Source organism: Pacificispira sp. HM-600 (assembly GCF_977993705.1).
Genome location: NZ_OZ388079.1, coordinates 1467373 through 1492026 on the forward strand (window position 1 = coordinate 1467373; position 24654 = coordinate 1492026).

The following is a 24654-nucleotide window of genomic DNA, read 5'->3' on the forward strand; positions in this document are numbered from 1 at the left end:
ATGACATCCGCATCGCTCGTCTGGTTCCGCGACGACCTCCGCATCGCCGATAACCCCGCCCTGCGCGCGGCGATGGATCGGGGCGGGCCGATTATCGCTCTCTACGTGCTCGATGAGGTCTCGGACGGCATCCGTCCCCTCGGTGGCGCCGCGCGCTGGTGGTTGCACGGCAGCCTCACGTCACTCGGCGAGAGTCTGCGCGAGCTCGGCGTTCAGCTGGTTCTGCGGCGCGGACCGGCGGGGCGCGAGGTGCGTCACGCGGTGACGGATGCCTCGGCAGGCGCCGTCTTCTGGAACCGCCGCTACGGGGGCGCCGAGCGCGAGATCGACGCCTCGCTCAAGTCGAGTCTGCGCGACGACGACGTGACCGTGGAGTCGTTCGGGGCCTCGCTGCTGTTCGAACCATGGACCGTCCGCACCGGCGCCGGTCAGCCGTACTCCGTCTTCACACCGTTCTGGCGGGCATGCCGTAACCTTCCGGCACCGCGCGCATCGTTGCCCGCTCCGCGCGAGCTCACCGGGACCGCCGATATCGACAGCGATGCGCTGGACGATTGGGCCCTGCTTCCGACCGATCCCGACTGGGCCGAGGGCCTGCGCGATACGTGGGAACCGGGCGAGCCCGCCGCACGCGCTCGGCTGACCGAGTTCTTGCGCGATGACCTCGACGACTACGACCGGGCGCGGGACGAACCCGCCGCGGGCGTGACGTCCGGACTGTCGCCGCGTCTGCGCTGGGGCGAGATCAGCCCCTACGAGGTGTGGCATGCGACGGTCACCCGCACAGAGGGTGCGAGCGGGCCGCAGGCCGCCGCGGCTCAGCGATTCCTGTCCGAGATCGGATGGCGCGAGTTCGCCGCGCACGTGCTGTTCCACAACCCCGACCTGGCGACCGTGAACCTGCGCCGCGAGTTCGACGAGTTCCCCTGGCCCCGACTGAAGCCTTCCGCGCTGAAGACGTGGCAGCAGGGGCGCACCGGAATCGCTCTGGTGGACGCCGGCATGAAAGAGCTCTGGCACACCGGCATCATGCACAACCGGGTGCGCATGGTGACCGCGTCGTTCTTGATCAAGAACCTGCTGATCGACTGGCGCCACGGCGAAGAATGGTTCTGGGACACCCTGGTCGACGCGGATGGCGCGAGCAACCCCTTCAACTGGCAGTGGGTGGCCGGATCCGGTGCGGACGCAGCGCCCTACTTCCGGGTCTTCAACCCCGAGCTACAGGCGAAGAAGTTCGACCCCCACGGCGAGTACATCGGGCGATGGGCGCCGGAGTACGGGCGTGGGCGAGCGCCCGAACCGATCGTCGACCTCGGCGAAACCCGCAAGGCCGCGCTCGACGCATACGAACGGATGCGGCGGAGCTAGGTCGTGCGGCGGACCCTTCGACAAGCTCAGGGGCCGTCGCCTCCCGGTCAACTGAGCCTGTCGAAGCGACCCGCCCGATCTCGATCGCCGAGCCTGTCGAAGCGACCCGCCCGATCTCACGGGAATGCGGAGCCCGCCCCTCGCGGTTAAACACCGTGATGACTTCTCACGCAGCCCCCACCCTGTCGGTTCTCGACCTCGTGCCCGTTCGCGCGGGCCAGAACAGCGCGCAAGCGGTCGCGGCATCCCTCGACCTCGCCGTTCATGCCGACCGGTTGGGATATCGGCGCTACTGGTTCGCCGAGCACCACAACATGCCCGCCGTCGCGTCGACCACCCCGCCCGTGCTGATCGCGGCCGCCGCGTCGCGCACCGAACGCATCCGGGTCGGCTCAGGCGGTGTCATGCTGCCGAATCACGCGCCACTCATCGTCGCGGAGCAGTTCGCGGCGCTCGAGGCCATCGCGCCCGGTCGCATCGATCTCGGCATCGGCCGCGCGCCGGGCAGCGACCCCGTCATCACGCAGCTGCTCCGCCAGTCCGGGGCGACGAGCGACGTCGACCGCTTTCCCGACCACATTCGCGACATCCTGGCGATGAGTTCGCCCGGCGGCGCGACGCTCCGCTTCACCAGCGGAGGCGAATACACGGTGCACGCGACGCCCGCGGCTTCCGCCTCGCCCGAGGTGTGGCTGCTCGGTTCGAGCGACTACTCGGCGCAGCTCGCAGCCTCGCTCGGCCTGCCGTACGTCTTCGCCAACCACTTTTCGGGTGAGGGCCTCGAGCGCGCTCTGTCGCTGTACCGCGACCAGTACGTGCCGAACGAAGCGCACCCCGAGCCGCGGACACTGCTCACGATCAACGCGGTCGCCGCTCCGACGGCGGAAGAAGCGGATGCTCGAGCCCTCCCGCAACTGCGGATGATGGCGCGACTGCGCACCAACAAGCCCCTCACGCCGCTCGAGACCGTTGAGCAGGCAGAGGCGGCGCAGCGCGACGGCACCGGTGGTCTGTCCGACGGCTTGGCTGTGTCGTTCATGGAAGCCGCCCGGTCACGCTGGCTCATCGGTACCGGCGAGGATGTGGCATCCGGACTCGCGGCGTTTGCCGCGCAGCACGGCGTCGACGAGGTCATGCTGTCACCCGTCGGCGGAGCCTACGACGCGGAGCCGCTTGAGACATCCGAAGGTCGCATCCAAACCCTCGAGCTGATCGCAGAGCAGGTGTCGGCGCCGGTCGTCTGACGCGCCAGCCTGATTCACCCGTCACGAATGGCGGGTTCAGCGCCCAACACCCGCCATATGCGACGGGTGAACCGGATGCCGGGGCTCAGGCGCCGGGTTCGCCGCTGAGCAGGCCGCGCAACCAGTCGCGGGCCTCGACGAAGATGTCGTCGGAGTACCGGTCGGGGTAGCGCACGACGACGCGGTCGGCGCGCGGATACGAGCCGAGGAAGATCACCTTGGGGCTGAAGCGGCGAAGCCCCAGTAGTGCGTCGGCCATCCGCTCATCCTGGATGTGTCCGTCGGCGTCGATGACAAAGCGGTAGCGACCGAGGGCATCGCCGATCGGGCGCGACGCGAGCAGGCTCAGGTTGATGCCGCGGGTCGCGAACTGCTCCAGCAACTCGAGCAGCGCACCGGGGTAGTCCTTCGGAAGCTCGACGATCAGCGAGGTCTTGTCGGCCCCGGTCGGTGGGGTGGGCGCGACCGTCCGCCCGACGAGGACGAAGCGGGTCACGGCATTCGGATTGTCGCCGATATTCTCGGCCAGCACCTCGAGGTCGTGGTGCTCGGTGATGGTCGGGGGCGCGATCGCGGCATCGGCATCGCTCGTGCCATCGAGAAGCCCGATGGCACTGGCCACATTGCTCGCGGCGGGGATGTGCGCGTGGGCCGGCAGCTCGCGCGTCAGCCACTGCAGGCACTGCGCGTAGGCGACCGGATGCCCCGCCACGAGCGACACGTCGGCGAGCGTCGTTCCGGGGCGAGCGACGAGGACGAAGTTCACCGGGACGAGGTACTCGCCGATGATGCGCAGACCGGGGACGGTGGCTAGAGCATCCTGCGTTGTCGAGACGCCGCCATCGATCGAGTTCTCGATGGCGATCATCGCGGCATCCGACCGGCCTTCGACGACATCCGCGAGCGCCTCACCGACGTTGTGCACCGGAACCCACTGGTGACCGCGGGCCTCGGGTACCTGCGCGAGCGCCGCCTCAGTGAACGTGCCGGCGGGCCCGAGGAAGCTGTAGGTGCGGCGGGCGGGTTCGGAGGCGGCTGTCACGAGCACTCAGCCTAGTCCCGCGCGTGCGAAGCCTATTTTTGCGGGCCTCGCGACACATTGAAGATGCGTCGGCGCACCGGTAACGCCCGAGAAGGTGACCCAGCCGCCCCGGCGAGGCAGACTAGGACGATGAGCCGCGCAGGACAGTTAGCCGAAGCATCCGATCTGATCGACGTCGACGCGTTGATCGCCGCCTACTACGACCGCAAGCCGGATGTGTCGATCCCCGAGCAACGCGTCGCGTTCGGCACGAGCGGTCATCGCGGTTCGTCGCTGTCGACGAGCTTCAACGAAGACCACATCCTGGCGACGACCCAGGCGATCGTCGACTATCGCACCGCCCAGGGCATTTCCGGCCCGCTCTTCCTTGGTCGTGACACACACGGGCTGTCGCTGCCGGCCGAGCGGACGGCCATCGAGGTGCTGGTCGCGAACGGCGTGGATGTACGGGTCGATGCGCGTGACGCGTGGGTGCCGACGCCGGCGCTCAGCCACGCGATCCTGGCCTACAACAACGGACGACCCGCGGATGATGCGGGCCGGGCCGACGGCATCGTCGTCACGCCGAGCCACAACCCGCCGCGCGACGGCGGCTTCAAATACAACCCGCCGCACGGAGGCCCGGCCGACACCGACGCGACGTCGTGGATCGCGGACCGCGCCAACGCGCTGATCACCGCCGGTCTCGAGGGGGTCGCGCGGGTTCGTCACGCCGACATCGACATCGACGGCCTCGGGCGCTACGACTTCCGTGACGCCTACGTGCGCGACTTGGCCAACATCATCGACATCGAGGCGATCAAAAAGGCGGGCGTCCGCATCGGAGCCGACCCGCTGGGCGGCGCCTCGGTGGAGTACTGGGCCCTGATCGCAGAGGTGTACGGGATCGACCTGACCGTCGTGAACCCCGATGTCGACCCGACGTGGAAATTCATGACGCTCGACTGGGACGAGAAGATCCGCATGGATCCGTCGTCGCCCAACGCGATGGCATCCCTCGTCGCACGGCGCCACGAGTATGACATCCTGACCGGCAACGACGCGGATGCCGACCGTCACGGAATCGTCACGCCCGACGCCGGGCTGATGAATCCCAACCACTATCTCGCCGTCGCCATCGACTACCTGTTCGCGCACCGGCCGGGCTGGTCGGCCGACGCGGCTGTGGGCAAGACGCTGGTGTCCTCGATGATCATCGACCGGGTCACCGAATCGCTCGGTCGTCGCCTGCTCGAGGTGCCCGTCGGTTTCAAGTGGTTCGTGCCCGGGCTGCTGGACGGCTCGGTTGCCTTCGGTGGCGAAGAGTCCGCCGGCGCCTCGTTCTTGCGGACGGATGGCTCGGTCTGGACCACCGACAAGGACGGCATCCTGCTCGCTCTACTCGCCGCCGAGATCCTCGCCGTCACGGGCAAGACCCCATCGCAGCGCTACGCCGAGCTCGAGGCGGAGTTCGGCGCATCCGCCTACCAACGTGTTGATGCACCCGCGACGCCCGCGCAGAAGGCGACGCTGTCGAAGCTGTCACCGGATGCCGTCACGGCGACCGAACTGGCGGGCGAGCCGATCACGGCCAAGCTGTCGCACGCTCCCGGCAACGGCGCGGCGATCGGTGGGCTGAAGGTGCAGACCGAGCACGCGTGGTTCGCCGCCCGCCCGTCGGGCACCGAGGACGTCTACAAGCTCTACGCCGAATCCCTCCGCGGGCCCGAACACCTCGCCGAGGTGCAAGAAGAGGCCCGCGCGGTCGTCGCGGCCGCGCTCGGGGACTCCTAACCGCACGGGTCGAGCCGGGGCCCGAGTTCGCGTGCAAGGTGAGCACCGGCGGCTCGCAGCCAGTCCGTCGGTTCCGCCAGGGCACGCTCGCTCGATCCGGCCAGTTCGGTCAGAGAGACGGATGCCTCGAACACCGAGGTATTGGCCGTGGGGTCTATCCGCCCCGCGACCAGAACGGCACGCCCCGGCGCTAGCCCGGCCACGTAGGCCGGGACCTTGCCCGCCGCGGACTGCGAGTCGAACGCACCCTCACCCGTGACGACGAACTGAGCGGATGCCGCGGCACCGCGTAGTCCGGTCAGATCGGCGACCTCGGCCGCGCCGGTCACGAGCTCGGCTCCCCAGACACCCAGTGCCCATCCCGTTCCGCCCGCCGCGCCCGCGCCGGGCGTCTCGGGATCGAACCCGCGCACCAGCCCGACGAGACGTTCGAGGGCCGAATCGGCGCGAACGACTCCGGCAGCATCGAGCCCCTTCTGCGGCCCGAAGACCGCCGCGGCACCGAGAGGGCCGAGCAGCGGGTTCGTCACGTCTGTGAGAACACGCACGCCGCCAGCCGGTCGTTTGGCGAGGTCGCCCAGGTCAACGGCGACGAGCTGTTCGAGGCCCGCCGCGCCGTCGCCGATCGGGTCACCCGCGGCGTCCACGAAGCGTGCGCCCAGCGCCCGCAGCATCCCGACTCCGCCGTCCGTCGAAGCGCTCGATCCGATCGCGAGCACGAGGCGCGAGACACCGGCCGCGAGCGCGTCCGCTATTGCGACGCCGAACCCGCGCGTGGAAGCGGTCCAGGGACGGGGGCGTCCCTCGAGCAGCTCGATGCCCGACGTCTGCGCGAGTTCGACCACGCCGACACCCTCGGGCGCTGCGTTAGTTGCGGGCAGACGGAGCCACGCGGCCTCGACGGGCTCCCCCGCCGGACCCGGAACCGTGACGTGCACACGCACCGCGCCGGCGACGCTCGCGGCGCCCACCGCGATGGCGTCGAGCGTCCCCTCACCGCCATCGGCCATGGGGGCCACGATGATCTCGTCGGCGGGGCGCACCGAACGCCAGCCATCGGCAAGTGCGGCCGCGACATCCGCCGCCGCCACGGTGCCCTTGAAGCTGTCGGGAGCCATCACGATTCGCGGCATGGTGCCCATCATCTCGCGGACTCCGCGGTGGGCTCGGGGAGCGCCCCGGTCACTGAGCCCACCGCGGAGTGACCTGCTACGCCGACCCGGTCACTGAGCCTGTCGAAGTGAATGCGTTTCTCCTATCGACACGAGCGCGGTGAGATGTGAGAACTCTCATCTTTTCGGCGCGATTCTGGCGTGATGTGGGAGCTTTTCGGGGTTCGGGTGTCGGTGGTGATCCGTAGAGTTTAGAACATGCATTCGAACAACGATCGCGTCGCTGACATCTGCGACGTCGATACCGAGGCGCGTGACCTCGCGATCCGGTTCGCGGACGCGTCGCGGGCGGTCGCTCGTGCGCAGGCTGCGCAGGCGCGGGTGCTGGCGGATGCGGCGGATCTCGGGATGCGTCGAGTCGCTGAGTTGGGGTCGACGTCCTCGCGTGAGGCAGAACTGCCTCTTCGTGCTTTGGCTGCGGAGTTGGCGGTCGCGGCGTGCATGTCCGATCGCACCGTGCAGGGCCGGATGAACGACGCCGCCGTGTTAGCCGAAGCGTTCCCCGCAACGTTTGACGCGTGGGATGAGGGCCGGGTCAGCGCGCGGCATGTCGCGGTGATCATGGAGCACGGGATGCCGCTCACCGACGCGGACGCGCGTGCCGTGTTCGAGCACGAAGCTGTGGTCCGGGCTGAGGGGACGACACCCGGACGGCTCGGGTCCGCGCTCGCCCGACTGGCAGAGACGCTGCAGCCCCGAACGCTGACGGAAAGCCACCAGGAAGCCCGTGCTTCGCGGGGTGTCGGTGTGCGGGACATCGGGGATGGGATGGCAGAGTTCAGCACCATCCAACCCGCGGTACTCGCCCACGCGATACACGACCGCATCACGCAGCAGGCCAAGGCGATCAAGAACGCCGACCCGTCTGATGTGCGGACGATAGATCAGATCCGTGCGGACCTTGTCGCGGACATGCTCCTCACCACCACACCCGACGCCCAGACCGGCGCGGGAATGTCCGACGGATTTGGTGGGCTCGGGTCGATCCAAGCGATCGTGAACGTCACCATCCCCGCCCTCGCGTTGGCCGGCGTCACGGACGAGCCCGCCGAACTGGTCGGACGGTGCCCGATCGACCCCGCCACGGCCCGGCAACTCGCGGGACACGCGACCGGATGGGACCGGGTCCTCGCCGACCCGATCACGGGATGTGTCCTCGCCGTCGACCGGTATACGCCGTCGGCGGATATGAAACGGTTCCTCCGCGCCCGTGATCAGCACTGCCGATTCCCTGGATGCCGACAACCCGCCCACCGGTGCGATCGAGACCACAGTCTCGACTATGCGTTGGGCGGCGACACCGACGTCTGCAACCTCGCCTGCCTCTGCAAACGCCACCACACCCTCAAAGGCGAAACCGCGTGGACCGTCCGGCAACTCGGCGGCGGAGTCCTGGAATGGACCTCACCCGGCGGTCACGTTTACATCGACAAACCCCCACCCGCGCTGGTCCTCTTCACGCCGAACACGGACCCACCACCGTTCTGAAACACCCCGGTCACTGAGCCACACGGTCACTGAGCCTGTCGAAGTGACCCGCTGCGCGAACCCGGTCACTGAGCCTGTCGAAGTGACCCACTGCGCGAACCCGGTCCCCGTCATTGAGCCTGTCGAAGTGACCCGCTGCGCGAACCCGGTCCCCGTCATTGAGCGAGGCCCGAACGGCCGAGACGAAATGACGAGACCCCACCACACCATCCGCCCCAGCATCCGTCGCGGCAAGCATTTCGACTCGCTCCGCGGCCACTGAGCTTGCCGAAGGGCGCTCAACGACCGGGCCCGCGCCGTCGCACGCAACGCCTGGCTGCTCCCTTCGACAAGCTCAGGGAGCGTGGGAACCTCCTACGCCGACTCGCGCCAGACGATCGGGGTGGGAAGCAGCTGCCCCGAGTCCGAGAAGCTCTCGCCCGCGAGCTGAGCGAGCACGGCGGTGGCGGCAGCACGCCCCAGGCCCTCGGCGGGCTGGTGCACGGTCGAGAGCGCCGGAACCGTGCGCCGCGCCCACGTACTGTCGTCGAAACCGACGACACCGATGTCGACCGGCACCTGTCGCCCCGATGCCTTGATCGCCTCGATGGCACCCGCGGCCACGGCATCCGAAGCCGCAAAAACGCCCTCGATGTCGGGCACCCGCTCGAGCAGACGAGTCATGCCGACGACGCCGTCCGCGTACGAGTAGAGCGCGATCTCTTCGACAAGCGTCGGGTCGAAGTCCTCGCCCATCGCTTCGCGGAACCCGGCCAGGCGGTCGGAACCCGAATCACGATCGAGAGCCGCGGCGATCATCCCGATCCGCCGACGACCAGATGCCCGGAAGCGATTCGTCAGCTCGCGCGCCGCGCCCCGATTGTCGACGCCCACCCAGGCGGCACTGATTCCCGGTGGGTGACCCACGAATGCCGCGGGCAGAGCCAGGCGCTCGACGACATCCGTGATCGGATCTTCACGTCGCGCCGAGACGATCACGACACCGTCAACGAACCCGCCGGACAGGTAACGCGCCACGCGGTCGGTGTCGCGTCGCGAATCCACCACCAGACACACCATCTGATAGTCCGCCTCCGACAGCGTCGCGTTCGTGCCGAGCATGATGCCACCGATATTGGGGTCTTCCAGGAACAGCGAGTGCGGCTCGTGCACGATAAAGCCAACGGCCTGCGTGCGCTGACGAACGAGCGTACGTGCGGCGTTGTTGGGCACGTATCCGACGGCTCGGATGGCCCGCTCGACCGCTTCGCGGGCCACCTCCGAGACGTACCCGCCGTTCAAGACCCGACTGACCGTTCCTCGCGAGACGCCGGCCGCGTGGGCAACATCGTGCACCGTACTGCGTCGGGGTTGAGCGGAAACCGGGGGCATGTTCGACAGCCTAGCGAGCACATCCGCTTGACGATCGCGCCGTACCCGTGGCAACATGTGCACGTTCACACATTTCCTGTGGGCGAGTTTTTCGCTCGAATGTGTGCACGTGCACAGAACCTACGCAAAGGAGCGCACCGGATGCCCGCCGCTGTCGTCGCTGATCTCGCCCAGAACCCGGGCGTCCTCTACGGATGCGACTACAACCCCGAGCAGTGGGACCGCGCGACCTGGCTCGAAGACATGGCGCTCATGCGCGAAGCCGGCATCGGGCTCGTCGCGATCAACATCTTCGGCTGGTCCTCGATCAACCCCGCCCCCGGCGTCTGGAACTTCGACGACCTCGACGCGATGATGGACCTGCTGCACGAGAACGGCATCCGCGTGAACCTCGGCACCGGCACCGCTTCGCCCCCGCCGTGGCTGAGCACCGCGTACCCCGAGATGCTGCCCATGGTCGAGGACGGCACGCGCCGCTACCCGGGCGGTCGCCAGGCATTCTGCCCGAGCTCGCCCATCTACCGCGCGCACGCCGCCGCCGTCGTCGAGGCCGTTGCCGAACGCTACGGCTCGCACCCCGCGCTCGCCCTCTGGCACGTCTCGAACGAGATCGGCTGCCACAACGCGCTCTGCCACTGCGACGCCAGCGTGGACGCTTTCCGCACCTGGCTCGAAGCCCGCTACACAACGATCGACGCGCTCAACGCCGCCTGGGGTACGAGCTTCTGGAGCCAGCGCTACAGCGCCTGGGACCAGATCCTCACCCCGCGTGCAGCACTGTCGCTGCGAAACCCGGGTCAGATGCTCGACTTCGCGCGCTTCAGTTCCGACGCAGGGCTCGCCCTCTACCGCGCCGAGGCCGAGATCATCCGCCGCCACAGCGACGCGCCGGTCACGACGAACTTCATGGCCACCGCGCACATCCGCACGCAGGACTACTGGACGTGGGCCGGCGAGATGGATGTCGTGGCCAACGATCACTACATCGACCGCCGCCTTCCTGACCCGACCGGCGAGGTGGCCTTCGCCGCCGACCTGACCCGCGGCCTGGCCGGTGGCGACCCCTGGCTGCTCATGGAGACCTCCACGAGCGCCGTGAACTGGCAGCCGTACAACATCGCCATGGCTCCGGGCGAGCTCGTCCGTACCATCTCGACCCACCTCGCGCGCGGCGCCGACGGCATCTGCTTCTTCCAGTGGCGCGCATCCGCGCAGGGCGCGGAGAAGTACCACTCGGCCCTCCTCCCCCACGCCGGAACCGACAGCGCACTGTGGCGGCAGAGCGTCGAGCTCGGCGGATTGCTCGAGCGCCTGGCCCCCGTCACCGGCACCCGCGTGAGCGCATCGACCGCACTCCTTTTCAGCTGGGAGAGCTGGTGGGCGCTCGAGGGCGAGGGTCGCCCCAGCGAGGCGGTGCAGTATCTCGACCAGGTACATGCGGCGCACCGCGCACTAGACGCCGCGGGAGTCACCGTCGACGTCGTCCGCCCGGGCTCCGATCTCTCGGGCTACGACCTCGTGATCGCACCGGCCCTGCACCTCGTGCGCGATAGCGAAGCGGACGACATCGCCGCCGCGGCCGAGCGCGGCGCGAGCGTGCTGATCACGTTTGCGAGCGGCACGGTCAACGAAAACGACCGGGTCGGCCTCGGCGGTTACCCCGCCGCGTTCCGCGACCTGCTCGGACTCCGTGTCGAAGAGTTCGCGCCGCTGCATCCCGACACCACCGTCCGCCTGTCGGACGGAACGATCGGGTCGATCTGGAGCGAGCGCATCGACGTGGTCGACGCCGACGTTCTCAGCACCTTCGTCGACGGACCCGCGCAGGGCTCCGCCGCGATCACCCGCCGCGCCCACGGTGCCGGAGCCGCCTGGTACCTCGCGACGACCCCGGACGACGCGAGCTACCTCACGCTGATCCAACGTCTCGTCGTCGAGGCGGGAGTACCGCAGCTTCTCCCGGATCACGGAAGACTCGATCTGATCCGTCGCACGGGCCAGGGACGCAGCATCCTCTTCGCCATCAACCACACCGCCGAAGACGCCACCGTCACGGCGCATGGACACGATCTGGTCCACCAGGAATCCGTCACGGGCAGGGTCGTCGTCCCGGCCGGCGGCGTCCGCATCATCGAGGAGTCCGCATGACCGTCGCGACATCCGCGGGGCCCACCGCCGAGCCGACCGCTCGGGCACGACGCATCCGCGTCCCCCACAAGGGTGCGATCCTCGCGCTCTTCCTGCCCTTCGGCATCCTGTTCGCCCTGTTCTATCTCGTTCCGATCGGGTACGCCTTCTGGCAATCGCTGCTCGTCGTGCAGCGCGAGGGCACGTTCGGCGAAGCCACCCTCGTCTTCGGCGGCCTGACCCAATACGTGCAGGTCTTCCAGAGCGACGCATTCTGGACATCGGTCGGACGGATGCTCGTGTTCGGCGTCGTGCAGGTGCCGATCATGCTCGGGCTCGCTCTCGTGTTCGCCCTGCTGCTGGATTCGTCGCTCGTCCGCGGCCGCCGCTTCTTCCGCCTCGCCTACTTCGTTCCCTACGCCGTACCCGGCGTCATCGCGGCGATCATGTGGGGGTCGCTGCTTTCGCCGAACCTGTCGCCGTTCACCGCCATCACGCAGAACATCGACTTCCTCGGCGCCGACCTCGTGCTGTGGTCGATCGCGAATGTCGTGACCTGGGTCTATGCCGGCTACAACATGCTCATCATCTATTCGTCACTGCTGTCGATCCCCACCGAGATCTACGAGGCGGCGCGACTGGATGGCGCGGGGCAGTTCCGCATCGCCTGGTCGATCAAGATCCCGCTCGTCCGCCCCGCCATCGTGCTGACCGCCGTCTTCTCGATCATCGGAACACTCCAGCTGCTCGCCGAGCCGCAGGTCTTCCGCTCGTTCAGCTCGGCCGTCACCAGCACGTTCACCCCGAACATGACCGTCATCGCAACAGCGGCGATCCCGAACACCAACCTCGCGGCCGCGTTCTCGGTCGTCCTCGCGCTGACCACCTTCGTGCTCTCGTTCGGATTCTTGAAGTACACCCAGCGGAAGGATGCACAGGAATGAGCGCTACCGCAGGAGTCACCTCCGCCCCCCTCAAGAAGAACGGCACCCAGGAGAACGGCACCACACGCATCCGCGAACCGCGCGTGCCACGCCTCTCGGCGATGATCGTGATGAGCGTCTTCACGATCTACTTCCTGCTGCCCCTCTGGTGGCTGCTCGTCGCCTCGAGCAAAGACACCAGCCAGATCCTCACGACGAACCCCCTCTGGTTCGCCGACTTCCAGCTCTTCACCAACATCGGTGAGGTCTTCGCCTACCGCGACGGGGTGTACCTGCGCTGGCTCGGCAACTCGGTGCTCTACGCCGGGCTCGGCGGAGCGGTCGCCACGATCCTCGCGGCGATGGCCGGGTATGCCCTGGCGAAGTACCGCTTCCCCGGCCGCGACCTGCTGTTCAACGTCGTGCTCGGCGGCGTGCTCGTTCCCACCACGGCGCTCGCGCTGCCGCTGTTCCTGCTCTTCAGCCAGGTGCAGCTGACCAACACGTTCTGGGCCGTCTTCCTCCCCTCGATCGTCAGCCCGTTCGGCGTCTACCTCGCGCGCATCTTCGCGGCTCAGTCCGTGCCGGACGAACTGCTCGAGGCGAGCCGCCTGGACGGCTCCGGCGAGGTGCGCACCTTCTTCACCGTCGGTGTCCGCCTGATGACCCCCGCGCTCGTGACGATCTTCCTCTTCCAGTTCGTCGCGATCTGGAACAACTTCTTCCTGCCGCTCATCATGCTGCGCAGCGAAGAACTGTTCCCCGTCATCCTCGGTCTCTACAGCTGGAACACGCAGCTGAACCAGATCCCCGAGCTGCGATCCTTCGTACTCGTCGGGGCCCTGGTATCCGTCATCCCCCTGATCATCACCTTCCTCTTGCTTCAGCGTTTCTGGCGAAACGGATTGGGCGCTGGAGCCCTGAAGTAAGTCCCCCGTCGAGCGGAACGACCCGCCCGGCGATCCACCCCGAAAGGAAATCACATGCACCTTCGCTACAAAGCAGCAGCGGCGGTCCTGACGGTCGGCGCCCTGGCGCTGTCCGGCTGTGCCGCCGGTTCCAGTGACAACGGCGGCTCGGCCGAGGCCTGCGCCCCCGCCGGCGAGGACGTCACGCTCGAGTTCACCTCGTGGATCCCCGGCATCGAAGAGGTCGTCGAGATCTGGAACGAGGAGAACCCCGACATCCAGGTCAAGGTTCAGACCGGCCCCAACGGCAACAGCGGGACGTACCAGAACTTCTTCAACCAGATCGCAGCCGGCAACGCGCCCGACCTCGGTCAGATCGAGTACGACGCACTGCCGAACTTCCGCGTGCAGGACGGCATCGAAGACCTCGGCGCCTGCGAAGAGGTCGTCGCAGCTGAGGGCGACTTCGTCGACTGGGCATGGGGCCAGGTCAGCCTCGGCACCGAAGACAGCGTCTACGGAATCCCGCAGGACATCGGACCCATGGGCCTGTTCTACCGGGCCGACCTGTTCGAGGCGAACGGCATCGCGATCCCCACGACGTGGGAGGAGTACATGGACGCGGCTCGCCAGATCCGCGAACTCGGTGGCTACATCACCAACTTCTCGCAGGGCGACATCAACCAGTTCGCCGGATTCGTCTGGCAGGGCGGCGGCGAGTGGTTTGCCAACGACGGCTCGGCGTGGACGGTCGACTTCACGGATGAGGCATCCACGACGGTCGCCGACTACTGGCAACAGATGATCGCCGAAGACCTGGTCTCGACCGTCCCCGCGTGGACCGACGAGTGGAACAACGCCTACAACTCGGGCGCCGCGTGGACGTGGCCCTCGGCCGTGTGGGGTGCGAACTCCATCGCCAGCGGAGCGCCCGACACCGCCGGTGACTGGCGCGTTGCGGCACTCCCCCAGTGGAGCGCCGGAGACGCCGAAGGCGGAAACTGGGGCGGCTCGTCCGTCGCGGTACTCAAGGGCAGCGACTACGTCTACGAGGCGGCCAAGTTCGCCCTGTGGCTCAACACATCGGACGAAGCACTCGCGGCTCTGAACGCCTCGGCGAACATCTACCCGGCCGCGCTGAGCGGACTCGAGCTTCCCACCCTCGCCGAGGGCGTGGAGTTCTACGGCGACCAGGCGATCTACGATGTGTTCGCGCAGGCCGCAACCGAGGTCTCGCCCGACTTCGTGTGGGGCCCGACCATGACGCAGACCTACGCCGACATCTCGGATGGCTTCAAAGCCGCCGTGAGCGGCAGCGGTACCCTGCTCGAGGCGCTCGAAGCTGGACAGGCCGCGACGATCAAGACGCTCGAGGCGCAGTCGATCCCGGTAGCCGAGTAGACAGTCGCAGAGTAATTTCTGAGTAGTCAGCACGACACCCACATCGTCCGTGGGCGCCTCACCGGGCGCTCACGGACGATGTTCTGCGAGGAGCAAGCATGTCAGAGATCGTCGAGACGTTCCCGGAAGCCGTGCACCTGCGCGCCGCGGGGGTGAGCGTCGTCATCGCGATCGACCCCGAGCCGCGGATCCTGCACTGGGGTACTGCGCTCGACGAATCCGACACCGCCGCCCTCACGGTCACGAGCACGGGCGGCGTCTCGTACTCGAGCTTCGACTCCCCCCGGCTGTTCCCGCTGCTCGCGACCGAGCGCAGCGGATGGTCCGGCCGCCCCGCACTCGAATGGCACCGGGGCGGGCAGCACGCCGACCCGGCCCCCGCGCTGATCTCGACGGCCCGCCCCGACGCCGAGACGGTGGTGTTCTCGTTCGAGGATGCGGCGGCCGAAGCATCCGTCGACCTCACGCTGCACCTCGATCGCTTCGGGATCCTGCGCCACCGCGTGCGCGTCACCTCGACCGCGACTGCCGGCGATCCCCTCGATCTCGTCGCGGTGCGCGCTCTCGCGCCCCTGCCGACGGAGGTCGACGAAATCCTCGACTTCACGGGTCGTTGGACGGGCGAGCGTCGCGCCCAGCGCACGCCTATCACGTTCGGGGCACACGTGCGTGAAAACCGGCGCGGACGGACCGGCCACGATGCCGCGTTCGTGACGATCACCGGAACCGAGGGCTTCGGCTTCCGCAGCGGCCGCGTGTGGGCCTGCCACACTGCCTGGAGCGGCAACCTCGACACCGCCGTCGAGCGCTTGCCCGAGGGTGCGGGAGTACATGCCACCGCGATGTCCGCGGGTGAATTGCTGCTCGCAGGTGAGGTGCGTCTGGGACCCGGGCAGTCGTACGAATCCCCCGAGACGCTCCTGATTTTCAGCGCCGACGGCATCGACGGGCTGAGCGCCCGTCTGCACGAGGCCGTACGGTCGTTGCCGGCCTACCCCACTTCGCCCCGACCCCTCGTGCTGAACACCTGGGAGGCGGTCTACTTCGACCACGATCCCGAGCGGCTCGGCGAACTCGCCCGCACCGCGGCATCCGTCGGCGTCGAGCGGTTCGTCCTCGACGACGGATGGTTCACCGGACGCCCCGATGACCGGTCGGGACTCGGTGACTGGACGATCGACACGGATGCCTGGCCGGACGGCCTCCGGGGCCTCTCGGATCTCGTCCATGGCCTCGGCATGCAGTTCGGCATCTGGTTCGAGCCCGAGATGATCAACCCGGACTCGGACCTCGCCCGCACCCACCCCGAGTGGATCCTCGGCACCGCTCGGTCGCAGCCGCTGTGGCGTCACCAGCTCGCGATCGATCTGACCCAACCGGACGCATGGAACCACATCCTCGAGCGCATGGACGAGGTCATCGGCACGAACGCGATCGACGTCGTCAAGTGGGATCACAACCGCGATCTGCACGCCGCTGTGTCTCGCGCGAACGGTCGACCCGCGGTGCACGACCAGGTGCTCGCAGCGTATGCACTGATGGACGAACTGCGCCGGCGGCATCCGCGACTCGAGATCGAATCGTGCGCGAGTGGCGGCGCGCGCGTCGACCTGGGCGTGCTCTCGCACGCGCAGCGCGTGTGGGCCTCGGACACGAACGACCCGATTGAGCGCCAGCTGATCCAGCGGTTCACCGGCGTGCTGTTGCCGCCCGAGATCGTGGGCTCGCACGTCGGGCCGGCGCGCGCCCACACGACCCACCGCACGGCGTCGCTGTCGTTCCGAATGGTCACGGCCCTGTTCGACCATGCCGGAATCGAGTGGGACATCACCGGGTGCACCGACGACGAACGGCAGGCGCTGCGGGCGTGGAGCGAGCTGTACCGCGAACTGCGGCCGCTCCTGCACGCCGGGGTCACCGTGCGGGCCGATGGTGTGGACGAGGGCGCGCTGCTGCACGGCATCGTCTCGCCGAGCGGCGACCACGCCGTGTTCGCCTGGGTGCGATTGGCCCCCTCAACGAGCGGGGGCGCGATGCGCGTGCGCGTTCCCGGACTCGACCCGGCGGCGACCTATGTCGTGCGGGCGCGGACTGAACTCGGGAACAGCGACCTGCACCAGGTGCAGGCGCCCGCCTGGATGCCCGCACCCCTGACCGCTTCGGGACGGCTCCTCGGCGAAGTCGGGCTGCCGATGCCGGTTCTCAACCCGGGCAGCGCGACGCTGCTCGAGTTCACCCGCGTGGAGTGAACTCCGCCGTGCTCGCCCGGACGATGAGCGGCGCTGGCACGACCTCTCGCGAGCCCGCCTCGGCGTCATCCAGCACCGCCGCGACCGCCCGGCGCCCGAGTTCGTCGAACGGCTGGCGCACGGTCGTGAGCGCGGGACTGTAGTTCTGCGCATCGTCGACGTCATCGAACCCGACCACGCTGAGCTGCTCGGGGATCCGGATTCCGCGCTCCATCGCCGCGCGCAGCACACCCAGCGCCATCTGATCGTTGGCGACGACGAAGGCGGTCGGCGCACCGGCATCCATCAGCCATCCACCCGCCACGAACCCCGACGCCGAGGTCCACTGCCCTCGCACCAACGGGCCGGGAAGGCACCCCGCGGCTGTGAGCGTTTCGCGCCAACCTCGCTCGCGCTCGGCGGCGGCATACGAAGAGTCGGGCCCGGCGATGTGAGCGATCGCGCGGTGGCCGAGTTCGAGAAGGTGTCGCGTCGCCGCGGCGGAACCGTCGGCGTGCGCCGTCTCGATTCCGGCGTAGCGCGAGTCGGGGGGCGAATCGACGACGACGAGGCGCAGCTCGTCGGGCAGCGTCACGTCGCGGAGGAGAGCGGATGCCTCGTTCACGACGATCGCGCCATCCACGCCCTGTTCGCGCAATCTCTCGAAGGCCTCCGCTGGTCCGTCCGCGCCGATACGGGCGATGACGACGGAGTATCCGCGGACGGATGCCTCGTCGACGACAGACTGCAGCATGAGCGAGTTGCCGACCGTGGCAAGGGTGGAAACCACGGCCCCGATGATGCCGGTCCGACCCGTTCGTAAGGCGCGCGCGGCGCGGTGGACGCGATACCCGGATCGGGCCAGCGCGGCCTCGACGCGGTGCCGCGTTTCGGGGTCGACGCGTGGGCTCGCGTTGACGACCCGCGACACCGTTTGAGCCGAGACACCGGCGAGAGCCGCTACATCGGCCATCGACGGTCGCTGCAAATTAGCCATCTGTGCCTCCGATGTTGACGATATCAGCCGCGGAATATAGCGTGTTATCGTGAACATGCTTCCTGACGATGCCCTGCCCCTCTCGGGCGGGATCGTCCGCCGCGCCACCCTCCTCGCGGACGGCCGCGAACTCTTCTACTACGACGACCCGGGTACCACGCTCGGCTCCGAGCGTGCCATCGATTCCCGCGCCCTCGGCGAGCGTCCCGCCACCGCGACCATGCGCCGCGATGCGTTGACCGGCGACTGGATCTCGGTCGCCGCCGCGCGACAGAACCGGGCCTTCCTGCCCCCCGCGCACCTCGATCCCCTCTCGCCGCAAACCCCCACCAACCCGTCCGAAATCCCCTCCCGGTACGACGTCGCGGTCTTCGAGAACAAGTCGCCGTCGTTCGGACCCGGACTCGCCGAGCCCACCGATACGGCCCCCCGCGCCGTCGACCCGCCCCAGGGTCTTACCGATCTCGTCGCACCCGGGCTCGGCCGCACCCGATCATCTGTCGGTCGCTGCGAGGTGGTGTGCTTCAGCCCCGAACACGAGGGATCCTTCGGCACGCAGACGACGACGCGCGCTCGCACGGTGATCGAGGCGTGGGCAGATCGCACCGCGGCGCTCTCGGCACTCCCCGGCATCCAGCAGGTCTTCCCGTTCGAGAACCGCGGCGAAGAGATCGGCGTGACGCTGCGTCACCCCCACGGTCAGATCTACGCGTACCCCTACATCACTCCGCGGACGTCGACCCTGCTCGCGTCGATCGAGCGCGAGGGACCCGACCTGTTCGAGCGGATCATCGCGTTCGAAGCCGACGGGCCGCGCGTTGTGCTCGAATCAGACCACTGGATCGCCTACGTGCCGTTCGCGGCCCGCTGGCCCGTCGAGATTCATCTCGCACCGAAGCGACACGTTCCCGACTTTGCCGCCACGAGTCCGGAGGAGCGCGACGAGTTGGCGGATGCCTATCTGCGTCTCTTGCGCGGCGTCGATCGCCTCTACGAAGCCCCGACCCCGTACATCGCCGCCTGGCACCAGGCTCCCGTGCACACCGGGCGCGACACTGTGCGCCTGCACCTGCAACTCACCTCCCCGCGGCGGGCGGCAGACAAGTTGAAGTACCTCGCGGGTTCTGAGGCGGCGATGGGCGCCTGGATCGGCGACATCGCCCCCGAGGACTCCGCGGCCCGCATCCGAGAGGCAATCGAGCGATGATCCCCACCTCTACAACCGACGCAGGCACCTGGTCGGCTCCGGGCCGCGCCAATCTGATCGGCGAGCACACGGACTACAACGAAGGCTTTGTGCTGCCGTTCGCGATCGAATACCGCACGCGCGTGACGGCGGCTCGCCGCAACGACCGCGTCGTCCACGTCGCGTCGACGTTCGATCCGAACCCGGTCGAAGTGGCACTCGTCGAGCTGCCGACCCTGTTCGACAGCCCTGACCACGGCATTCCCGAGTGGGCCGCCTACCCGCTCGGCGTCGCCTGGGCGGCCCTGCGCGCAACGGAGACGGACGTGCGCCAGCTGCCCGGCCTGGATCTGGCGTTTTCGTCCGACGTGCCGATCGGAGCCGGCCTGTCATCGTCGGCGGCCATCGAGGGCGCGGCCGCGAGCGCGCTGAACGACCTCTGGCACCTCGGACTCAGCCCGCTGGATCTCGCGAAGACCGGGCGGACGGCCGAGAACGATGCCGTCGGTGCCCCGACCGGCATCATGGATCAGGTCGCCTCGATGCTCGGGCGTGCCGATGCCGCGACGTTCCTGGATTGCCGGACGCTCGCGACCGAGAGCATCGACCTCGGCTTCGACGCGGCAGGTCTCCGGCTGCTCGTCATCGACACGCGCGTCAAGCACTCACACGCGACCGGCGGCTACGGCGAGCGCCGCGCGTCGTGCGAGCTGGGCGCGGCGTCGATGAATGTGCCCGCGCTGCGCGATCTGACGCTCGATGACCTTCCCCGGGCGCAGGCGCTCCTCGACGACGTCACCTTCCGGCGCGTCCGCCACATCGTCACGGAGAACTATCGCGTGCTCGATACCGTGCGGACGCTGCGCGAGAGCGGACCTCACGCGATCGGCGACCTGCTCGTCGCATCGCACGTCTCGATGCGCGACGACTTCGAGATCTCGACACCCGAGCTCGATACCGCTGTGGATGCCGCGCTCGCGGCCGGTGCGGTCGGCGCGCGGATGACCGGCGGCGGCTTCGGCGGGGCGGCGATCGCGCTCGTCGCCGAGGACCTCGTCGGTGCGGTGACGGGAGCGGTGCGTCGCGCGTTCTCGGACCGCTCCTTTGGCGCTCCGCACACCTTCACCGTGACGCCCTCCCGGGGCGCCGGGCGCGACGCGTAGGGGCGCCGCTCCAGGGCCCAGCACGACGCGGAAACACCCTGCCTACGCCCGACCCGGCCGGCTCGACGGCCCGCCCCGGATGGCGGGCCAGCCACACACCGGCGGGCGTCGCGGTGAGTCCGTGCACGAGCACCGACAAGGCGATCGTCAGGGTGACGGCGGGGAACACGAGGGCGTCGCCCGTGCGCTCCGCCGCGAGGCTCGCATAGAAGAGCGCCGAGACGCCGACGGGTCCGAACCACGACAGGAAGGCGGACTCGGTGCGCGTGTGCAATCGCCGATAGAGGGGGCGTGTCACCCAGATCCCCACGATCCGCCGGCCGAGCATCGCCAGGATGAGCACGGGGGGCCACGCCCAGCCGAGCTCGCCCCATTCGCCCCACGGCAGAATCACCCCGATCAGAGCGAACATGGGGATGATGATCACGCGTCCGAGCGCGTCGATCTCTTGCCCGAGTTCATGGCGCAGATCGCTCGTGATCCGGTCGCTGAACGCGGCGGCCGCGACGAAGACCGCGAGGATCGCGTCCGTGCCCAGCAGCCGGAAGATGCCGAGCACCGCGAGCGCCATGGCCACTCCGTAGCCCAGGTAGGAAGCACTCATCGTCCAGTTGCGCGATGCCGCCGTATCCATCAGATAGCCCGCCGCGGCGCCGAGGATGAGACCGCCGACGACGGGCGTGAGAACCTCCCAGAGCAGAACATGCCCTGCCCAATGAGACCACGCCTCACGGGTGGGACGCGCGAGCAGCAGAACCGGCAGCATGACGAGCAGAAAACCGAGTCCGTCGTTCAGTCCGCTCTCCGACGACATGTTGAAGCGGACGCGGGAGGGGATGCGCTTCTCGGCGATCGGGCCCGTCACGATGGGCGTCGTGACGACGGGGTCGGTCGGTGTGATGGCGGCGGCGATCAGCAGCGCCGTGAGCAGCGGCACGCCGAGCAATAGGACGGAACCTGCCGCGACGGCGAACATGACGAGCATCCCCACGCCGATGCTGGCGGCGACCCACCGTGCGTTCGCGCGCCAATAACCCGTCGGCAGACGCAGCGCGACACCCAGGAGCGAGATGGTCAGGACGAAGCGGGTGATCTCTTCCATCGCCTGCGGAGCGCGGAGGCCGAGGTCCGCAGGATCGATCAGCCCGCCGACGAACGGCCCTGCGACCACCCCGGCCATCATGGCGAGCACGAGCGGCGGCACCCCGACACGCTCGAGAATGAGCGAGAACGCGCTGAGCACGAACGTGAGCGCGGCGAAGAACGCGATGGCCGTGAACATGGCGGCGTCGACCGGGTGATCGCGTACGACCGGCGCGGGTTCGGCGCATCGTCCAAGACGGCGGCCGGGTCCGACTACGACACCTTCGCCGACGACCTGGCCGCTCTGCTGACCGCCCTCGACCTGCGCGACGTGGTGCTCGTGGGCTTCTCCATGGGAACGGGCGAGATCGCGCGCTACCTGTCGCGGCACGGCAGCGAGCGCATCGCGAAGGCCGCATTCCTCGGTTCGCTCGAGCCGTATCTGCTCATCACCGACGACAACCCCGACGGCGCCGGACCGCAGGAGTTCTTCGACGGCATCGCGGCGGACGTCGCATCCGACCGCTACGCGTTCGTGGCGAACTTCTTCGGCGACTTCTACAACCTCGACGACAACCTCGGCACGCGCATCTCGCAACAAGCCCTGGACGCCAGCATCCAGGTCGCCAACCAGGCCGGCAACGCTGCGATCGCCACCGCGCCCCTGACGTGGCCGACCGACTTCCGGCCCGACATCCCCGCCATCGACGTGCCCGCGCTCATCGTGCACGGCACTGCCGACAACATCCTGCCGATCGATGCGACGGCCCGGCGCTTCAGGGATCTGCTCCCCGCGGCGACCTACGTCGAGATCGAGGGAGCCCCGCACGGCATGCTCGTCACCCACGGTGACGAGGTGTCGCAGGTGCTGCTGGCGTTCTTGCGCGCCTGATCGCCCGGGTCGTTCAGGCCCCCGCGAGCATCTGCGCCACCTGCTCGCGCGTGAGCGGGACGTTCGGGAACGCCGCGAGGCGCCCGATCGGGAACGAGCCGAGCAGCTGGAGCATCTCGTCGGATCCTTCGCCCGAGCCGAACGCCGCGCCCATCAGAGCCCGCATCTGCTCACCCATCGCGGGGTGCGCCATCAGCTCGGCGATCAACGAATTGAGCGAGAGGGGCAGGACGAGTTCGTCGCCCGCGACCTCGACCGAGACGACCGAGCAGATGTCGCGGCTCGAAGCACCGATCTGCACCTCGTACTCGCCACCCTCGACGACCCAGCGGTCCACGCGCACGTCCCAGTACGCCAGGTCGGCTCGACGCAGCGTGCGCTCGACCTCACGCGTCTCGCCCGCCTCGAGCGCGACGCTCTGGAAGGCCTTGAGCTCGCGCGGTGCACGCTGGACGGACGAGCCGGGGAGGGACGTGTAGACCTGCACGAGTTCGCGACCGTCGCGATCACCGGTGTTGGTGACCGCGACGCGGACGACGATGTCACCTTTCGAGTCGACGGATGCCTCGGCCTCGCTGTACGAGAAGGTCGTGTACGACAGGCCATGCCCGAAGGGGAATGTCACATCGAGGCCGCGCTCGTCGTACCAGCGGTACCCGACGAACATGCCCTCGCCATAGCGCACGTGCCCGTGCTCGCCGGGGAAGTTGCCATACGAGGGGTTGTCTTCGAGCCGCACCGGGATGGTTTCGGCGAGGCGTCCCGACGGGTTCACCGCGCCGTAGAGCACGTCCGCCGTGGCCGAGCCACCCGCCTGGCCGAGCAGCCAGCCCTCGACGATCGCGGGTACCCGGTCGGCGAAGGGCAGCGCCACGACACCGCCGTTAGAGAGCATGACGACCGTGCGCGGGTTGGCGGCCAGGACGGCGTCGAGCAGCGCGAGCTGGTCTGCCGGCAGGTCAATGTGTTCGCGGTCGAAGCCCTCCGACTCGGCCGACGCCGGAAGACCGAGGAAGACGACGGCGACCTCGGACGCGGATGCCGCGGCCACAGCCTCGGCGCGAAGCGCTTCGGCATCACCGGAACCGTCGAGGGCGAACCCGGGTGCGTACGTCACCGCGCCCTCTGCCGCGTATTCGGCGAACCCATCGAGGGCACCGTCCAGTCGGGTGGGGTTGATGAGCGATGACCCGGCACCTTGGAAGCGCGGCGTCTCGGCGAAGGCGCCGATGACCGCCACCCTCTGCTCGGGCGCGAGCGGCAGCATCCCGTCGTCATTCTTCAGCAGCACGATCGCGCGTCCCGCGACCTCGCGTGCAAGGGCGTGGTGCGCATCGACGTCCAGCGGCCCGGCGATCGCGGGGCGTCGTCCGGCCTTCTGCACGAGGTCGAGCACGCGGCCCGCGACGACATCGAGCGCGGCCTCGTCGAGCGATCCGTCCCGCACCGCGGCAACGAGCTGGGCATCCGTTGCGCCACCACTCGCGGGCATCTCGAGATCGAGGCCCGCGATGACACCGGCGACCCGGTCGTTGACAGCACCCCAGTCCGAGACGACCAAACCATCGAAGCCCCACTCGTCGCGGAGGACGCTCGTCAGCAACCACGGGTCCTCCGAGGCATAGACACCGTTGATGCGGTTGTACGAGCACATCACGGTCCAGGGCTGCGCGTCCTCGATGGCGATCTGGAATCCGCGCAGGTATATCTCGCGGAGCGGGCGCGGGTCGACATCGCTCGAGACCCGCAGGCGATCGGTCTCTTGGTTGTTCGCGGCGAAGTGCTTGAGCGAGGCGCCGACCCCGCGGGACTGGATGCCGCGAACCAGCGCCCCGCCCATAACCCCCGAGACGATCGGGTCCTCGGACATGTACTCGAAGTTGCGACCGCAGAGCGGCGAACGCTTGATGTTGATGCCGGGGCCGAGGATGACGGCCACGTCCTCGATGGCGGATTCGATGCCCAAAGCTTCGCCGACGCGCACCGCGAGCTCGGGATCGAAGGTCGCGCTGAGCCCGACGGCGGGCGGGAAGCAGGTGGCGGGCACGCTGTTCCCGAGGCCGACGTGATCGTTCCCTTCGGCCTGTTTACGCAGGCCGTGCGGCCCGTCGGTCATCATGATGCTCGGCACGCCGGGTTGCGTCCCGGCACGCTCGATGGCCGTGGTGGTCCAGAAATCCGCACCGCTCGTGAGCGACGCCTTCTCTTCCAGCGTCAGGTCGGTGACGGACGGCTGGGTGACGGAATCGGACATGTTCACTCCCTTGTGGATGACGCGTGCTCTT

General features: G+C 68.6%; 18 protein-coding genes. 12 read left to right on the forward strand and 6 right to left on the reverse strand.

All coding sequences use genetic code 11. The features are described 5' to 3' along the window. Positions 1-1371 (forward strand): cryptochrome/photolyase family protein, encoded by a 1371-nt coding sequence (locus ACXZ1E_RS06965; RefSeq protein WP_458042639.1) that lies wholly within the window; start codon positions 1-3, stop codon positions 1369-1371. 158 nt (positions 1372-1529) lie between these two features. Next, entirely contained in the window at positions 1530-2615 is a 1086-nt protein-coding gene (locus ACXZ1E_RS06970; RefSeq protein ID WP_458042640.1) for an LLM class flavin-dependent oxidoreductase, read from the forward strand. An 85-nt stretch (positions 2616-2700) separates the two neighbouring features. Here the strand turns inward: ACXZ1E_RS06970 and pheA are convergent, their stop codons facing one another. Then, positions 2701-3657: a prephenate dehydratase gene (gene pheA, locus ACXZ1E_RS06975; RefSeq protein WP_458042641.1), complete on the reverse strand. Its 957-nt coding sequence runs from the start codon at positions 3655-3657 to the stop codon at positions 2701-2703. A 129-nt stretch (positions 3658-3786) separates the two neighbouring features. Between pheA and pgm the strand changes: the two genes are divergently transcribed. Beyond that, positions 3787-5430 (forward strand): phosphoglucomutase (alpha-D-glucose-1,6-bisphosphate-dependent), encoded by a 1644-nt coding sequence (gene pgm, locus ACXZ1E_RS06980; protein ID WP_458042642.1) that lies wholly within the window; start codon positions 3787-3789, stop codon positions 5428-5430. Here pgm and ACXZ1E_RS06985 read toward each other — a convergent pair. Continuing rightward, complete coding sequence (locus tag ACXZ1E_RS06985; RefSeq protein ID WP_458042643.1) at positions 5427-6563, reverse strand: glycerate kinase; 1137 nt, start codon at positions 6561-6563, stop codon at positions 5427-5429. The genes pgm and ACXZ1E_RS06985 overlap by 4 nt on opposite strands. Before the next feature lie 237 nt (positions 6564-6800). Here ACXZ1E_RS06985 and ACXZ1E_RS06990 point away from each other — a divergent pair, with 237 nt between their 5' ends. Then, positions 6801-8090, forward strand: a complete 1290-nt coding sequence (locus tag ACXZ1E_RS06990) for a DUF222 domain-containing protein (RefSeq protein ID WP_458042644.1) — start codon at positions 6801-6803, stop codon at positions 8088-8090. Between the two features lie 354 nt (positions 8091-8444). On the opposite strand, the gene ACXZ1E_RS06995 is transcribed toward ACXZ1E_RS06990, so the two are convergent. Continuing rightward, complete coding sequence (locus ACXZ1E_RS06995; RefSeq protein WP_458042645.1) at positions 8445-9461, reverse strand: LacI family DNA-binding transcriptional regulator; 1017 nt, start codon at positions 9459-9461, stop codon at positions 8445-8447. A 141-nt stretch (positions 9462-9602) separates the two neighbouring features. On the opposite strand from ACXZ1E_RS06995, the gene ACXZ1E_RS07000 reads away from it, so the two are divergent. From ACXZ1E_RS07000 to ACXZ1E_RS07020, 5 genes are all read left to right on the forward strand, one after another. Further along, complete coding sequence (locus ACXZ1E_RS07000) at positions 9603-11609, forward strand: beta-galactosidase (protein WP_458042646.1); 2007 nt, start codon at positions 9603-9605, stop codon at positions 11607-11609. Beyond that, positions 11606-12532, forward strand: a complete 927-nt coding sequence (locus ACXZ1E_RS07005) for a carbohydrate ABC transporter permease (RefSeq protein WP_458042647.1) — start codon at positions 11606-11608, stop codon at positions 12530-12532. The genes ACXZ1E_RS07000 and ACXZ1E_RS07005 overlap by 4 nt, the downstream gene beginning before the upstream one ends. Next, positions 12529-13440 (forward strand): carbohydrate ABC transporter permease, encoded by a 912-nt coding sequence (locus ACXZ1E_RS07010; protein ID WP_458352080.1) that lies wholly within the window; start codon positions 12529-12531, stop codon positions 13438-13440. Before ACXZ1E_RS07005 ends, ACXZ1E_RS07010 begins: the two co-directional genes overlap by 4 nt. A gap of 54 nt (positions 13441-13494) precedes the next feature. Then, positions 13495-14820 (forward strand): ABC transporter substrate-binding protein, encoded by a 1326-nt coding sequence (locus tag ACXZ1E_RS07015; RefSeq protein WP_458042648.1) that lies wholly within the window; start codon positions 13495-13497, stop codon positions 14818-14820. Between the two features lie 98 nt (positions 14821-14918). Continuing rightward, entirely contained in the window at positions 14919-17069 is a 2151-nt protein-coding gene (locus ACXZ1E_RS07020) for an alpha-galactosidase (RefSeq protein ID WP_458042649.1), read from the forward strand. On the opposite strand, the gene ACXZ1E_RS07025 is transcribed toward ACXZ1E_RS07020, so the two are convergent. Beyond that, positions 17053-18021: a LacI family DNA-binding transcriptional regulator gene (locus tag ACXZ1E_RS07025; protein WP_458042650.1), complete on the reverse strand. Its 969-nt coding sequence runs from the start codon at positions 18019-18021 to the stop codon at positions 17053-17055. The genes ACXZ1E_RS07020 and ACXZ1E_RS07025 overlap by 17 nt on opposite strands. Before the next feature lie 79 nt (positions 18022-18100). Between ACXZ1E_RS07025 and galT the strand changes: the two genes are divergently transcribed. Next, complete coding sequence (galT, locus tag ACXZ1E_RS07030; protein ID WP_458042889.1) at positions 18101-19252, forward strand: galactose-1-phosphate uridylyltransferase; 1152 nt, start codon at positions 18101-18103, stop codon at positions 19250-19252. After that, entirely contained in the window at positions 19249-20394 is a 1146-nt protein-coding gene (gene galK, locus ACXZ1E_RS07035) for a galactokinase (protein ID WP_458042651.1), read from the forward strand. Before galT ends, galK begins: the two co-directional genes overlap by 4 nt. Here galK and ACXZ1E_RS07040 read toward each other — a convergent pair. Continuing rightward, complete coding sequence (locus ACXZ1E_RS07040) at positions 20354-21676, reverse strand: cation:proton antiporter domain-containing protein (RefSeq protein WP_458042652.1); 1323 nt, start codon at positions 21674-21676, stop codon at positions 20354-20356. The genes galK and ACXZ1E_RS07040 overlap by 41 nt on opposite strands. Before the next feature lie 15 nt (positions 21677-21691). On the opposite strand from ACXZ1E_RS07040, the gene ACXZ1E_RS07045 reads away from it, so the two are divergent. After that, entirely contained in the window at positions 21692-22369 is a 678-nt protein-coding gene (locus ACXZ1E_RS07045) for an alpha/beta fold hydrolase (RefSeq protein ID WP_458352081.1), read from the forward strand. A 13-nt stretch (positions 22370-22382) separates the two neighbouring features. Here the strand turns inward: ACXZ1E_RS07045 and ACXZ1E_RS07050 are convergent, their stop codons facing one another. Continuing rightward, on the reverse strand, positions 22383-24623 hold the full coding sequence (locus ACXZ1E_RS07050; RefSeq protein WP_458042653.1) for a glycoside hydrolase family 3 C-terminal domain-containing protein: 2241 nt from the start codon (positions 24621-24623) through the stop codon (positions 22383-22385). Between the last annotated feature and the right edge of the window lie 31 nt (positions 24624-24654).